This is a genomic window from Moritella viscosa (assembly GCF_900120065.1).
Taxonomy (GTDB): Bacteria; Pseudomonadota; Gammaproteobacteria; order Enterobacterales; family Moritellaceae; genus Moritella; species Moritella viscosa.
On sequence record NZ_FPLG01000054.1, the window covers coordinates 79,951 to 94,030 of the forward strand.

Genomic DNA, 14,080 nt, shown 5'->3' on the forward strand with positions numbered 1-14,080 from the left:
ATAAAAAACCAATAAATATAAAACTTTCAGTTGATTGCATTACAAGCAGACAGAAATAGCAGAATTACATACCACTATTTAGATGTAATTACAATTAAAATAATATTGAGCCTTAGACGACTTTGCCATATAGTCAACGCCGGTTCGATACCTGATATCAGGCTTCCCTAAACAGGAACAAAAGGTATCGTGTCCAGCATATTACGATTATCTACAGGTTTTTATTTAGCAGTGGTGATCGTCACTAATTTGTATCAAAAAATAAAAATAAAAATAAAGGTATTAAATAATGGACAGATTTAAAATAGGGACGCTGTTACTGGTATTATCAATGCTCAGTTTCAATGCCTTCGCGAACTCAGCTAATAAGCTTAATGTGACAGGTGAAATATACACCCAAGTGATTAATCCAATAAGCTTTCAAATATTATCTAATAGGCAGACGTTTGCTGTACGTGACGGATTTAAATTTTCAGACATAACCGTAAATGTGATGACCAACACAACTATTCATCCAGGTCCATTTTTGCGCATAAATAACTCAACACCACGACGTTTAGCGCAATTAGCGATACTTATTAATGGTGTTCCAAACTCTATTTCACAAACAATTTTACCGTTTCATTCACTCGATATCATACTCGATGAACTAAGCCAAACCGATGATGTGGTCTTCCTCGACCCTGCGCCTTTGTATAAACCTAATGTGTCTAAATATACAGATAATGTCACTGATGAAGATGTTTACAGCTATGCCTTAGTACAGACTGGTTTAAGAAAAATTTACAGTAAAAAACAAACTAGACACGATTATTTTGGTTACTTCAAATACATTCGTGGTGAAGCGGCAGAATCAGCTTATGATAAATGGCGTAGAGTAGTTACTACCGATGAGCAAGTCGAATACAGGGCTAAGCTAACAACTTCTGCTGGGGTTGCAAGTAATAGTTGGCTGTCAATTAACTGGCCTTTACCTAAATTTAATGCTGATAAAAGCAAGATTGGTATATACCGTTTTCTTTCTCACGAACGTGCACACACCAATGGCTTTAGCCATAGCAGTGGGATGGCTTATGGTTGGGATGACTATGTACAAAAGTATGTACTTGATTTAAGAGCCAATAACGAAATAATTGATGATGTTATCCCGCTAGAAGATGCGAAAGTGTATTGGTATTATAATGAGGGTAAATTTAAAGCTTACTCACATGATATTAGCTATACCCTTGAAAATATCGATCTGATTTATAGCAATGGTATAGTAAGAAGTGCCACAATAATTAATAACGAAATTAATGTCGACTTACTGCCACACACTAATATTAGTAATAATACAAACGTGCTGCTCAGTGCAGATATACAAGATGAAGACCAGCTAGTTAGCTATATTTTACCTACTGGTTTAACTAACCTTGCATTACATAAGCCAGTAAACGCGTCATCTCAATTTGAAGTGAACAGACCAGGTAACTATTTAACCGATGGTAATACAGCACAGCATACAGCAACAGATAAGGGCGCCGACCAGTGGCTAGAAGTCGACTTAGAAACAGCTCATAATATTGGCACTGTTATTCTATATAATCGAGCATATAACAGCCATAGAGCAAACGGCGTCACTTTATCATTACTCGATGAGAATAAAGTAGAGGTGTGGAAATCATCACCGTTAGTAAATCAAGATAAATGGGTATTTAATGCCACTATCAGTGGTTTTAATGGCAATAATGTTAGGTACATAAAACTTGATAATACTGACGAGTATCTAACGTTTATAGAGTTAGCTGCTTATAAAGAAGACACCTTACTAACCGTACTTCCTGAACAACCGCCTTTACCTGCCGCACCTATCAATATTGCGTTAAATAAAACAGTTACAGCTTCGTCTATATATAGTGTTGCTAACCGTGCCAGTAATTTAGTCGATGGTCAAATAAATACGGTTGCAATTACTAAAAACAAAGGTCCACAATGGTTCGAAATTGACTTAGAAGCAGTGCATAATTTAGAGGCTATTGTATTAGAGAATAGACATAATGGTTATCAATACAGAACTATTGGCGCGTCACTTTCTATATTAGATCAAAATAAAAATGAAATATGGTCAACCATATTAGATGGTAGCCAGAGATGGTTTTTTGATTCAGAAACAGACTTTACTGCAACTAACGCGAGGTACATTCGTCTAGAGAAAACAGATGAATATATCAATGTCAGTGAAATTAGAGCTTACTCTCAATAACTGCACAAATAGGATATACCAGCTGGCGGCGACAACAATGGAAAATATAATTGTCCGCCATCTGGTTATCCACTATCTCTAATTATATAGCAGCAGATTTATCTTCAAGCGAGAGGCTCAATCAACTAATCCATTACGTTTCAAACCGCGTCTGACATTTTTACACAGTTTACCAACGCGGTTTAACTCATCAAATGTCGGCGCTTTGCCCTGCTTAACTTGGTCTTCCCAATAACAAAGTTCAGAATCGACTAATTCTAATAATTTCTTCGGACAACCTTCACATGAATCACCACATATACTGGATTCCGGGGCGTAGAAAGGAAAAATACCGCGCACTTCTTCAATCAGGTTTAGCATGGCGCTAGAAAGATCAGGTTTTTGACTCATAATTTTTTACTCATAAAGAGACCAACCAAGAACGACAAGAAAAGCGTAACTTGAGAATGGGATAGATCTGGAGGCGGGATTATACCGCCCCACTAGCCAATACAACTTGATATCGGTCATTGCTAAGCGATAAATTTAGCGGCCACCATCGACCGCTATTTACCTAAAATTTCATGTGAAATATCAGCCAATGTCTTAATACTACGCTGAATATCCACTTTAGGATCACAGGCACAGTTAATGCGGATACAGTGGTCAAACTTATTCGTAGCACTGCTTAACTGCCCAGGGATCACACCAATACCCATCTTAATCGCTTTAAGATACAGGTGATGTCCATCAATACCTTTGGGTAATACCACCCACAAAATACATCCACCTTGTGGACTTGATACCAGTGTACCCTCAGGAAAATACTGACGGATATAAGATTGAATCAAATATACTTGTTTCGCGATCTTCGCCGTCAATTGACGCAGATGACGCTCATACTTACCACTATTATAAAACTGGGCAACGACGATCTGCGAGAATTGCGGTGCACTGATATTAGTAAAAGTCTTAAAATAAGAAACTTCTTTGTAATATGCCCCGGGCGCGATCCAGCCGACTCTTAATCCTGACGCAATCGTTTTAGACACGGATGAACAATACAACACCATGCCTTTTTTATCGAATGCCTTGCAGGGTTTTAAGCGCGAGCCATCAAACGATAAATCACCCAACAAATCATCTTCAATTAACGGAATATCATGAGTCGACAATAGCGCAACCAGCTTTTTACGATTAGCTTCTGGCATACACGACCCCAGCGGATTACTGTAACTTGGCACCACAAGGACCGCCGATATTTTCCACTGCTCTAACGCTAACTCTAACGCTTCTAGACTCATTCCAGTCACCGAGTGGCAAGGTATTTCTAACGCTTTATACCCTAATGACTCAATTAATTGCAATGAACCGACAAAACCCGGTGACTCCAACGCAATGGTGGCACCCGGTTTAGCCACGGCACGTAAACACACCGATAAGGCTTCTAAGCAACCATTGGTCACGATAATATCATTTGAGCTGACCTGACAACCCGATTCATTCATGCGCTTAGCTAATACGTCACGTAATACAGCATGACCGGCAGAAAACTGTACTTCAACAATATCTGACATGTGATGCTTAATCACTTGATTAGCTATTTTTTGTAATGCGGGGGTCGGCATAAAATCACTCGACGGGTATGAGGTGCCCATATTGATAACATCAGGCGCTCCGCACTGATGAAATATCTGACTGGCTAACTCATGGATCTTCACCGACTTGGGTTTCATCGAGATAATTGGCTGCTCAATCGCCACCTCGGTACGGGTCTTAAAACACACGTAATAACCCGATTTAGGTCGCGCTTCAATAAGGCCTATGATCTCAAGTTCTTCAACCGCCCTTTGAATGGTCGCAATGCTTACTTTTCGCTTTACTGACAAGGCTCTGAGTGAGGGTAGTTTTTCACCCGGTAAATATACGCCTTGATGAATAAGTTCACATAGATCATCGGATATTTGCTGATATAACAATATTTTAGTCATTTATATTTACTGCTTTTATTATTTATTTGTTATTGATGAGTAATCGATGAGTCATAAACCAGTACAGTTTACGCATTTACTCACCAGTACAATGACAGATTAGCACAACTGTACTGGTTTATTTATCATTCCCCTGAATCTGTACCGCAAGTTTTATTAAGGTTAATCTAAACATCAATCGAATAACACAGCGGTAGGCAGTAATTATGAACTCATCTTTAGCAATTGACCCGACACCAAAATATGTTTCACACAAGCCAGATCAACACGGGTACATCAATTATAGCGATGAGGAACACAATACTTGGGCGACGCTCTACAATCGTCAAACACGTGTTATTAAAGACCGTGCCTGTGATGAATTTATCGCGGGTATTGAACTACTGAGAATGGGCGCAGACCGCATTCCACAATTACCGGATATCAACCGTAAGCTAAAGAAATTAACGGGTTGGCAAGTCGAAAATGTCCCTGCTTTAATTGGTTTTGAACGTTTTTTTGAATTACTAGCAACTAAACGTTTTCCGGCCGCGACTTTCATTCGTACCAAAGCCGACATAGACTACATTCAAGAACCGGATATTTTTCATGAATTGTTTGGTCACTGCCCACTACTCACCAATCAAGCTTATGCTGATTTTTCTCAGCATTACGGTGAACTGGGTTTAAAAGCCGACAAAGTAGATCGCCCTATGCTGGCACGCTTGTACTGGTTTACGATTGAGTTTGGTTTAATGCAAAGCGACCAAGGTTTGAAGATCTTTGGCGGTGGAATTTTGTCATCTAAAGAAGAAACGCGCTACAGCTTAGACAGCGATATTCCCAACCGTCAACCACTGCAAGTGATAGAAGCATTTCGAACTCATTACCGTATTGATGAGTTACAAAAGAATTACTTTGTGATTAACCAGCTATCCGATTTACAACAATTAATTAAGCTCGATTTAATTACCTTGATAAAAGAAGCCAGAATATTAGGCATGAAACCTTCGGCTTATACACCGAAAGAAGATGCGGCTTGTTAAACCCTAATATAACAAATAATCGTTAACCCTATTTAAAATCTTATTTAACACCTTAATTAAAACGAGAACACAGCCATGACAGAGTTAAATTTACAAAGTTGCCAAGCATGTCGCGCCGATGCACCAAAAGTTAGTGACGAAGAGTTAGCCATATTAATTAACAAAATCCCAGATTGGGCAGTAGAAGTTCGCAACAATATCATGCAGTTAGAGCGTGAATTCAAGTTTAAAAATTTTAAACAAGCGATCGCATTTACTAATCGTATAGCGGAGTTGGCTGAAGCAGAAGGCCATCATCCTGCACTATTAACAGAATGGGGGAAAGTGACAATCACGTGGTGGTCACACAGTATTAAAGGATTACATAAGAATGATTTTGTGTGTGCGGCTAAGACAGATAAATTATTGGTGGACTAAATAACAATAAATAGCGTCCAACCAATATACTCAAGTTACTTCAAAATACGCTATCAGGGACGAGCAGGCATATCAGAATAAGACGTAATATGTAGATAATGATAATTCCATTTTCAAATATTGTAACCTTGTTCTATTATTCCTGCTCGCCTCCGTAGGACTCGCCGATATATTATTAAGCTTCCTCGGCAATTCGTTTAGGCCAAGCGTTAAATACCGCTTTAACTAAGGTCGCTAATGGGATAGCAAAGAACACCCCCCAGAACCCCCACAGACCACCAAATAATAATACCGACATAATAATAGCCACAGGATGCAGATTTACTGCTTCCGAGAACAACAGTGGCACTAATAAGTTACCGTCAAGTGCCTGCACGATACCATACGCAATCATCATATAAGTAAATTCTGGTGTTAGCCCCCACTGGAACAAACCCACAACCATCACCGGCACAGTCACAGCTGCCGCACCAATGTAAGGAATCAATACCGAGAAACCAACCAATACAGCGAGTAGCGCCGCATATTGTAAATCAGTAAAGAAGAATACCAACCAGGTACTAAAACCAACAATGATAATTTCGAATACTTTTCCACGAATATAATTGGCAATTTGACCGTTCATTTCGGTCCAGACTTCCATTGCCAAACGACGATTCTGTGGCAATATTTTCACTAAATCTTTAACCAAACGGTTTTTGTCTTTCAACATAAAGAACACAAGCAGCGGCACTAAGATTGAGTAAATCAGGATCGCAGCCAGATCAAATAACGACGCAAACGAAGCACTTACTATCGCTTCACCTGAACTAACAACATGATCCTGTAAAGTCAGTAATGCCGTTTTAATCAATTCTTCATTAAAAACATCCGGATTCTCTTTCGGCAACATCAGTAAAAATTCCTGACCTTGCTTGAGCATGGTCGGCATAGCCTTAACCAGGTTCACACCTTGATGCCATACGGTTGGAACCAAACCCAATGTGAACATAACCATCATGGTGACAAATAACATTAGAATAATCACCGTGGCCCAGGTTCTGGATACCCCTAAACGCATTAACTGTATTAATGGCCAATCAAGTAAATAAGCCAATACCACAGCGACTAAAAAAGGTGTTATTAATCCACCAATGAAATAAATAACCGAAAAGCCAAATACTAATAGAAGAAATAAAGTGACAGCATGCGGGTCAGAAAAACGTTCCTGATACCAACGAGATACGACAGAGATCATAAATTATTATTGCCTTAATATTGAGTATTGAGCTGTGTTAGGGATAAATGCGGCGTTAGCTTCGTCACCTTAATGCGTAACATAAGTGGCGAGTTTTCTAACTCAACGACTTCTTGACCAAGACTGATTAAAAATTTAGGTATATCTTGGCGAGAACCAGAATCGGTCAGTAGTACGGTTATTTCAGTGCCGAGCTCAACTTGCTTTAACCATAGCTTTACTTTTATCAGTGGTAAAGGACAAGTAAAGGCGCGACAATCCAATTCCTGCATTGCTTAGCCACCATATTAATCTATAGGCCAAATAAAATGCCCGACTCGAAATGTTAGTCATTATCAACTGTTTTCAAGCGATACACAACTAGCTTACGCTTTGAATATGAATTAGATAGAGAACTGAATACAAAAAAGCGGTTAACCCGAAGGTTAGCCGCTTTTGCGCATTCAACGATTATTAATTTAGCTAGGCCAATTTAATCATTAGAAGCTATAGCGTGCAGCTAGGTGGAAATCGTCATCCATGCCATCAACACCATTAATACGGTATTCAGCAACAGTACGGAAGCTTTTATTGAAGTCATAGCGAACACCGAATACAAGGTCATCAACAGAGTCTGCTGTTACAGATGTTGTTGTATCTTCAATTTCTTGGGCGTTATATAACACTTGTGCACGTAATTGCTTCGTGATCTTGTATTCAGCTGTTAATTCATAAGCGGTATGGTCTAAGTTTTGACCTTCAAACTCTGAACCTTGGGCAAATGTTGCAGCGACTGTTACTGGTCCAGTATTATAACTTACACCCACTAAGAAGATTGATGCGTCATAATCATCTGTTGGTGAACTCGCGTTAAAGCCAGCCGCCAGTGTTAGACCAAAATCAAGTTTATATGCTACAGCTAAACCATAAGCGGTATCACTTTCAGCATCACTTTGGCTATCATCAAGGCGGTATGACGCATCTAACTGCAGTCCGCCAAATTTGTTACTGTATTTTAATAGACTACTGTCACGGTTTGTACCATCGTGGTCTTTACCTACACCCAGATTGCCACCATATGCATTGGTATAAGCCGTATCAGTAATATCTGATACTAATGAAACCGCACCATATTGACGACCGAAGCTGAATGCACCCACATCACTCTTAAGACCAACATACGCTAAGCGGGTTTTCGTTTTTTCTTGTTTCTCGCCATCAGCTAGATCCCACTGCAGTTCATAACGACCAAATGCCGATAGTGAGTCAGAGATGTCTGATTTTAATTTAGCGCCAATACGGATGTAAGAATCATTACCATAATTAGCATTTTTGTCTTCACCGCTAAAGTCATGCCCAGCATAAGCACGACCGTAGACGTTAACTGATTGACCGTTATCATTATAAACTTCAGCTGCGCCAACAGTTGATGCGAATAAGCTTGGTAATACAAGTGCAAGTAATGTTTTTTTCATTTTGAATTCCATCCCATTAAAAAATATAAAAGATTTTGTTGAGTAGTTACTTTAAATTCAGGTTAATTCTAAGGATTAAATATGACAAAGATATGTGATAAATATGAACAAAAAATGTAAGATAAATGACAGCTTTATTACGTATTACAACAACGTAAGTATTACGTATTATAACAAATTAAGTTTTTCGACTTATCAAAAGGTAACCGCACCATGCAGAACAACAGACTTAAGTATTTCCTTATCATCAGTTCAATATTAATGTTTACCAATATTTTTGTGGGTACATTAGGTGCGCATCTATGGCACTCTCAACTGGCACTGAATAACGGTGTAGCCAACTTTGCGACGGCACGAGACTATTTATTTATTCATACTTTAAGCCTGTTATTTTTGGCGTTATTGGATAATAAATTTGTCGAGGGACGATTTAATTGGATCGGTGGACTACAACTGATAAGTATTATTACGTTCAGTGGCAGTTTAATCTTGTATGCATTAACGGGTGAGAAATGGCTAAGTAGTATCACGCCTTTTGGTGGCAGCGGCCTGATGTTGTCTTGGCTATTATTGATTTGGCGAGCATTCAAGATTAAATAATCAACACTGTCGATTTAGTGGGCAGGTATTTTCAATTTAAATGCCCTTGGTGCTATTGCATTGTCATTAGTACTTGGATTTGCATTTTATTCACAAATTGCAGAAAACATACTAGCTTGCCCACTTTGTTTATTTCAACGTGTTGGCTTTATCGCTGTTTTATTCGGTTTATTATGTAACATAATTTTGGCCCTCGAATGATACATTATAGTGCCATGCTTGCTGGTGCACTTTTAGGTGCAGGTGCAGCTGTAGCATTACGTCAAGTATCGCTACACGTCATACCTAGAACACCCCACTATGAAGCCCCTTTCTTAGGTATACATTTTTATACTTGGGCATTTATTACTTTTGCAGTAATTATAGCAGGAACCGCTATAATGATGGCTTTTTCTGCTCAATATGAAAAAATTAAATACGTCCCCTTTTCAATGCAGACTGGTATAGCTAAAATAGCTAAAATAGCTAAAATAGCTATTATCGCAGTCATCCTGATAACAGCGTCAAATATGCTGAATGCATTCGCCGAATGTGCTCCATACGAATGCTCAGGAGACCCTGTAAGTTACTGGCTATTTAGTTAATACTAACTTGAATATAAAACTGTATTACTCCTAATCAAGCTGGCTGATAGTGACTGTTTCAAAGCTTCGATTTTCAGAAGAATAAACCACATACTGCTCGTCATCAAATTCTGATGATGTAATTCCTCTACTTGTAGTTGAAGCCACAACCGATTGATTTTTATTCAAACGTCGACTTAAACGGTCCCCCAATACCAACATACATGGTGTTAATACTAAGGTAAGTACTGTCGCGAAGGTTAAACCACCAGCAACAGCGGTTGCCAATTGAGACCACCATTGCGTTGATGGTGCGCCAAATGTGGTTGTGCGATTAACAATATCCATATTAATCTGCAATACCATCGGCATTAGACCTAAAATAGTAGTGACCGTTGTCAGCATAACTGGGCGTAAGCGCTGAGCCCCGGTACGTAATACCGCTTCAACGGCAGATAGTCCTTCTTGCTTAAGCACATTATAAGTATCAATTAACACGATATTATTATTTACCACAATCCCGGCTAACGAGATAACACCAATCCCTGACATCACAATACCAAATGGCTCTTGTACTATCATCAAACCAAGGAATACCCCAACCGTAGAAAAGATAACCGCGGTTAAAATCAAAAATGCTTGATAGAAAGAGTTAAACTGCGTCACCAAAATAATAGCCATGACCGCTAATGCAATTAACAGCGCATTTTTAAGAAATTCAGCCGATTCTTGCTGATTTTCATTTTGACCACGCAAGCGTATTGTCACACGCGGGTCGAGATCTAACCCTTTCATTAACGACATTAACTTCGGCAATTCTTCATTCAAGTTAAAACCAGGTAATAAATCGGCTTCAACTTTTAACGCTTGGCGACCATCTACTTTACGCACCGCATCTTTTTTCTGTTCAGGTGTCAGGGTTGAAAATACACTAAGCGGCACTTGCCCTGCTGACGTTTTCAGACGTAGATCTTCTAACCGATCGATATGACGATATTGCTCAGAAAAACGTACTCTAATATCCATTTCATCATCAACATCGTCTGCACGATAACCACCCAGACGTAAGCCAGTTGTGACAAACTGAACATTATTCCCCACCAATAAGGCATCAGCGCCATAACGGGCAGCAACAGCACGGTCCACTTTAATTTGCCATTCAATGCCTGGTTTTGCGCCATTATCACTGATATTCGTAAAAATACCCTGCATTGCCACAAAATCACGTACTTTCACTAATGTCTGTTCGAGTAATTCTGGATAACGAGAACTTAATTCCAGTTGTAAATCTTTACCTTGCGGTGGACCACTCTCATCTTTACGCGCTTCAATTTCTATCCCTGCTAATGTTGAAGTTTTCACCAGAATATCAGCAATGATCTCATCCGCCTTACGACGTAATAGCCAATCGACTAAGTTCACCCGCAAAGAGCCAATCTGCTCACCATTTTTATTATCTTTACCAGTACGAGCATACAAGGTTTCAATCTCAGCCATATCCAATAATTTGGCTTCAACTTGCTGCATTAACGCATCTTGTTCATAGATAGACAAATCGCCTTGTGAACGCACAATGATATTAAAGCCCGGCGGTTCAACGTCAGGGAAAAATTCAGAACCTTGCCCATAAACGCTGTACGCTTTAATCACAGCAAAAGAAAACAGCACCGCAGCGCCTAAACACCACCAAGGTTTTTTAATCGCACCGTTCAGCACTTTAATATACCAGCCTATCATGCCAGGCATTTGGGTTACATCGCCCTTTTCTGCCAATGCAGTTTGCTTCTGTTCTAACACGGATAGTTTACGGCGACGCCCCACAAGACCACCAAGCGTCGGCACGAAAATTAATGCCATGATTAAAGAGGCACTCAACGTAGTAATTAACGTTAACGGTAAGTACTTCATGAACTCACCCATCATGCCAGGCCAGAACAATAACGGCGCAAATGCCGCTAACGTGGTTGCTGTTGATGCTATAATCGGCCAAGCCATACGCTTGGCCGCCAGTCCATAAGCTTCTTTGTTGCTGCGCCCTTCGTTCATTTCACGGTCAGCAAACTCAGTCACCACAATCGCACCATCCACCAACATCCCAACTGCCATAATCAAGGCGAATAACACCACGGTGTTAATGGTATAACCCCACATTGCCAGCATCAAAATACCCGCGAGGAATGATCCTGGGATGGCAATTCCGACCAGCAACGCACTACGTGCACCGAGACTGCCAATAATCACAATAACCACCAGTATGACCGCTGACAGTACGTTGTTTTGCAGATCACTGAGCATGTCTTTTACGTCTTCAGAACTGTCGGCGGTAAAATCAACTTTGATCACACTTTGCCAGTAGGCACTTTCTTGGTTTACTAAGGTTTTCACTTTTTCAACGGTTTCAATGATGTTTTCACCGGGGTGTTTTTTCACTTCCAATGATACTGCGGCATGACCATCAATACGGGCAAACGACACAGGGTCTTTGTAGGAACGCCGCACTTCCGCCACATCGCCAAACGTAATTACCTGTGTGCCCTCTACTTTTACCGGTAAATCGAGTACATCTTTTAATGAATCAAATACCGACGGCACCTTAACGGGAAAGCGGCCTTGACCACTGTCTAATGTACCCGCTGCAACCAGCAAATTATTACGCGAAATAAGGTTATAAATGTCATTCTGATCGAGGTTATAACTTTCCATTAATAAAGGGTCGACTAAAATCTCAATCATATCCTCACGATCACCACCGACGCTAACTTCCAGTACTTCGGTTAACGCTTCGATTTTCTGTTTTAAGTCCCGCGATACATTGATTAATGCACGCTCAGCAACATCCCCCGACAAAATAACTGTCAACGCGGGCTTCTGAGTCGCCATACTAATCTCTTTAACCACTGGCTCTTCCGAGTCATCGGGCAATTGTGCTTTGGCTAAACTGACTTTTTCACGAACGCTGGCTAATGCAATATTACTATCAATACCCGCATGAAACTCTAGTTGAATTGAGGCATGGCCTTCACTGGCAGTCGAGATCATTTCTTTTAAACCATCAATGCCGCGAAGTTCTTGCTCTAACGGCCGCAGTAAGGCGCGTTCGCCATCTTCAGGAGAAATGCCATGGTGATTAATCGACACATAAATAAACGGAATCGGCACATCCGGTTCCGCTTCTTTAGGAATATTAAGGTAAGTAACACTGCCAGCCACTAAAATGAAAATGAGCAGCATAATCACGGTACGGCTATGACTTAACGCAGCTGAAATAATACTATTCATTATTGCGTCCTCGTTGGTACCGCATCAACTTTATCACCATCACGTACAAACCCTTGACCCACAGTAATCACCACAGGCTGTTTACCTAATCCAGTTAACCAAGAGCCCTGCGCATCGGCTTTAAGAATATCGACAGGGGTGAAAACAACGTGCTCATTAACAACTGTTTTCACACCAATCACGCCCTTTTCGTTAAGCGCTAAGGTTGAGGGTGATAACTTCACTGCCCACTCTTGCTTTAATGGCAAGGACAGTTCGGCACTACCGCCAGCGGACAAGGCTAAATCAGGATTATCAATGGCGACTTCAATACGGAAAGTATTCGTTGCCGAATTCGCTACCCGTGAAATGTATCTCACTTTACCCTCGACTTCTTCCCCACTAACTAAGCGTACTTTGGCCACTTGTTGCAACCGCACATTATTAACATCGAGCTCAGTCACATCGGCTACGACAATCAAGGGGTTAATATCAGCTATAATAGCGATTTGATTACCCTTCGCTAAATAGTCACCGACTTCTACATACCGTTCATTCAAAATACCGGCGATAGGCGCAATAATGGCAGTTTTTTCTAACTGTAATTTAATTGTAAATACATTGGTCGACGCATCACTTAATGCCGTCGCGGCTTCCGCTAATCGAGCCTTACCTTGAAAACCTTGTGCGGCTAGCTTTTTAGCGCCTTCATACTCAATTTCACGTTGTTTATATAAAGTCTTAGCGCGTTGTAATAATTGTGGCAGATCATTCTGCTCCATCTTCACAATAATATCGCCTTTATTGACAAAGCTACCTCGCTTGGCGAGTACTTCTTCGACTCGACCTGCTATCTCGGCACCCAAATTAGTTTGTCGGTCAGCAGCGGTACGCCCATACAGAGAAATAGAACGAGCGATAAATTGTGCTTCGAACTGCTCAGTTCGCACTTGTGGGATGGGCTTTTCAACAACGTCACCAGTATGACTAGTGACTGTACTATCCTGCTGGTCTGCCCCTTTCCCTGCACCACTTGCCATCCATAATAGAAATGCAGCAGCAATGATTGATGCTTGAAATAATGGTTTTTTTACAATAGCTAGTGCTGTGAAATTATTCATTATCATTCCCTTGAACTTAATTAAGTAACTATGATGCAACATATTTAACAAGATAGGAATGGTAACAATGTAAAAATAAGACGAGCGGTCACAAACATTAAAAAATAAGCTATAAGCACTAATTTTTATTAGTCAGTATGATTAAGAGGAGAAAAACTCGTACTTAGCGAGCGCCAAGTACGTATGAGGTTTT

At 40.2% G+C, this 14,080-nt stretch carries 13 protein-coding genes; 6 read left to right on the forward strand and 7 right to left on the reverse strand.

Features of this window, described 5'->3' with window-relative positions; genetic code table 11:
* Nucleotides 1-289 precede the first annotated feature (289 nt).
* Nucleotides 290-2,242, forward strand: a complete 1,953-nt coding sequence (locus BT797_RS09400) for a discoidin domain-containing protein (protein WP_075471817.1) — start codon at nucleotides 290-292, stop codon at nucleotides 2,240-2,242.
* Nucleotides 2,243-2,359: 117 nt separating this feature from the next.
* Here the strand turns inward: BT797_RS09400 and BT797_RS09405 are convergent, their stop codons facing one another.
* Together BT797_RS09405 and BT797_RS09410 are read right to left on the reverse strand one after the other, a co-directional pair.
* Complete coding sequence (locus tag BT797_RS09405; RefSeq protein WP_045111548.1) at nucleotides 2,360-2,632, reverse strand: hypothetical protein; 273 nt, start codon at nucleotides 2,630-2,632, stop codon at nucleotides 2,360-2,362.
* A 155-nt stretch (nucleotides 2,633-2,787) separates the two neighbouring features.
* Entirely contained in the window at nucleotides 2,788-4,212 is a 1,425-nt protein-coding gene (locus tag BT797_RS09410; RefSeq protein WP_045111549.1) for an aminotransferase-like domain-containing protein, read from the reverse strand.
* 206 nt (nucleotides 4,213-4,418) lie between these two features.
* Here BT797_RS09410 and phhA point away from each other — a divergent pair, with 206 nt between their 5' ends.
* Nucleotides 4,419-5,237 (forward strand): phenylalanine 4-monooxygenase, encoded by an 819-nt coding sequence (phhA, locus tag BT797_RS09415; RefSeq protein WP_045111550.1) that lies wholly within the window; start codon nucleotides 4,419-4,421, stop codon nucleotides 5,235-5,237.
* A gap of 75 nt (nucleotides 5,238-5,312) precedes the next feature.
* On the forward strand, nucleotides 5,313-5,654 hold the full coding sequence (locus tag BT797_RS09420) for a 4a-hydroxytetrahydrobiopterin dehydratase (RefSeq protein ID WP_075471819.1): 342 nt from the start codon (nucleotides 5,313-5,315) through the stop codon (nucleotides 5,652-5,654).
* 175 nt (nucleotides 5,655-5,829) lie between these two features.
* Here BT797_RS09420 and BT797_RS09425 read toward each other — a convergent pair whose 3' ends face one another.
* The 3 genes from BT797_RS09425 to BT797_RS09435 all read right to left on the reverse strand — a co-directional run bounded on the left by BT797_RS09425 (nucleotide 5,830) and on the right by BT797_RS09435 (nucleotide 8,345).
* Nucleotides 5,830-6,891 (reverse strand): AI-2E family transporter, encoded by a 1,062-nt coding sequence (locus BT797_RS09425; protein WP_075471821.1) that lies wholly within the window; start codon nucleotides 6,889-6,891, stop codon nucleotides 5,830-5,832.
* Between the two features lie 14 nt (nucleotides 6,892-6,905).
* Nucleotides 6,906-7,163 carry a sulfurtransferase TusA family protein gene (locus BT797_RS09430; RefSeq protein ID WP_045111553.1) on the reverse strand — a complete coding sequence of 86 codons (258 nt, stop codon included), beginning with the start codon at nucleotides 7,161-7,163 and terminating at the stop codon, nucleotides 6,906-6,908.
* 207 nt (nucleotides 7,164-7,370) lie between these two features.
* The gene (locus tag BT797_RS09435) at nucleotides 7,371-8,345 is read right to left on the reverse strand and encodes a porin (RefSeq protein WP_075471823.1); all 975 of its coding nucleotides are present in this window, start codon (nucleotides 8,343-8,345) and stop codon (nucleotides 7,371-7,373) included.
* 213 nt (nucleotides 8,346-8,558) lie between these two features.
* Here BT797_RS09435 and BT797_RS09440 point away from each other — a divergent pair, with 213 nt between their 5' ends.
* The 3 genes from BT797_RS09440 to BT797_RS09445 are packed head-to-tail and all read left to right on the forward strand — an operon-like array spanning nucleotide 8,559 to nucleotide 9,529.
* Entirely contained in the window at nucleotides 8,559-8,945 is a 387-nt protein-coding gene (locus tag BT797_RS09440; protein ID WP_075471825.1) for a DUF423 domain-containing protein, read from the forward strand.
* 60 nt (nucleotides 8,946-9,005) lie between these two features.
* Nucleotides 9,006-9,146, forward strand: coding sequence for a disulfide bond formation protein B (locus BT797_RS24250; RefSeq protein ID WP_244534159.1), 141 nt, complete (start codon nucleotides 9,006-9,008; stop codon nucleotides 9,144-9,146).
* A complete protein-coding gene (locus BT797_RS09445) occupies nucleotides 9,143-9,529 on the forward strand; it encodes a hypothetical protein (protein WP_244893723.1) in 387 nt (128 codons plus the stop codon). Before BT797_RS24250 ends, BT797_RS09445 begins: the two co-directional genes overlap by 4 nt.
* Before the next feature lie 30 nt (nucleotides 9,530-9,559).
* Here the strand turns inward: BT797_RS09445 and BT797_RS09450 are convergent, their stop codons facing one another.
* Nucleotides 9,560-12,787, reverse strand: coding sequence for an efflux RND transporter permease subunit (locus tag BT797_RS09450; RefSeq protein ID WP_075471827.1), 3,228 nt, complete (start codon nucleotides 12,785-12,787; stop codon nucleotides 9,560-9,562).
* A complete protein-coding gene (locus tag BT797_RS09455; RefSeq protein ID WP_075471829.1) occupies nucleotides 12,787-13,887 on the reverse strand; it encodes an efflux RND transporter periplasmic adaptor subunit in 1,101 nt (366 codons plus the stop codon). Before BT797_RS09455 ends, BT797_RS09450 begins: the two co-directional genes overlap by 1 nt.
* Between the last annotated feature and the right edge of the window lie 193 nt (nucleotides 13,888-14,080).

Excerpts from the sequence above, each read along its gene's own strand:
- BT797_RS09400 (WP_075471817.1), top strand. The coding sequence starts at position 290 with ATGGACAGATTTAAAATAGGGACGCTGTTACTGGTATTATCAATGCTC.
- BT797_RS09405 (WP_045111548.1), bottom strand. The coding sequence starts at position 2,632 with ATGAGTCAAAAACCTGATCTTTCTAGCGCCATGCTAAACCTGATTGAA.
- BT797_RS09410 (WP_045111549.1), bottom strand. The coding sequence starts at position 4,212 with ATGACTAAAATATTGTTATATCAGCAAATATCCGATGATCTATGTGAA.
- phhA (WP_045111550.1), top strand. The coding sequence starts at position 4,419 with ATGAACTCATCTTTAGCAATTGACCCGACACCAAAATATGTTTCACAC.
- BT797_RS09420 (WP_075471819.1), top strand. The coding sequence starts at position 5,313 with ATGACAGAGTTAAATTTACAAAGTTGCCAAGCATGTCGCGCCGATGCA.
- BT797_RS09425 (WP_075471821.1), bottom strand. The coding sequence starts at position 6,891 with ATGATCTCTGTCGTATCTCGTTGGTATCAGGAACGTTTTTCTGACCCG.
- BT797_RS09430 (WP_045111553.1), bottom strand. The coding sequence starts at position 7,163 with ATGCAGGAATTGGATTGTCGCGCCTTTACTTGTCCTTTACCACTGATA.
- BT797_RS09435 (WP_075471823.1), bottom strand. The coding sequence starts at position 8,345 with ATGAAAAAAACATTACTTGCACTTGTATTACCAAGCTTATTCGCATCA.
- BT797_RS09440 (WP_075471825.1), top strand. The coding sequence starts at position 8,559 with ATGCAGAACAACAGACTTAAGTATTTCCTTATCATCAGTTCAATATTA.
- BT797_RS09445 (WP_244893723.1), top strand. The coding sequence starts at position 9,143 with ATGATACATTATAGTGCCATGCTTGCTGGTGCACTTTTAGGTGCAGGT.
- BT797_RS09450 (WP_075471827.1), bottom strand. The coding sequence starts at position 12,787 with ATGAATAGTATTATTTCAGCTGCGTTAAGTCATAGCCGTACCGTGATT.
- BT797_RS09455 (WP_075471829.1), bottom strand. The coding sequence starts at position 13,887 with ATGAATAATTTCACAGCACTAGCTATTGTAAAAAAACCATTATTTCAA.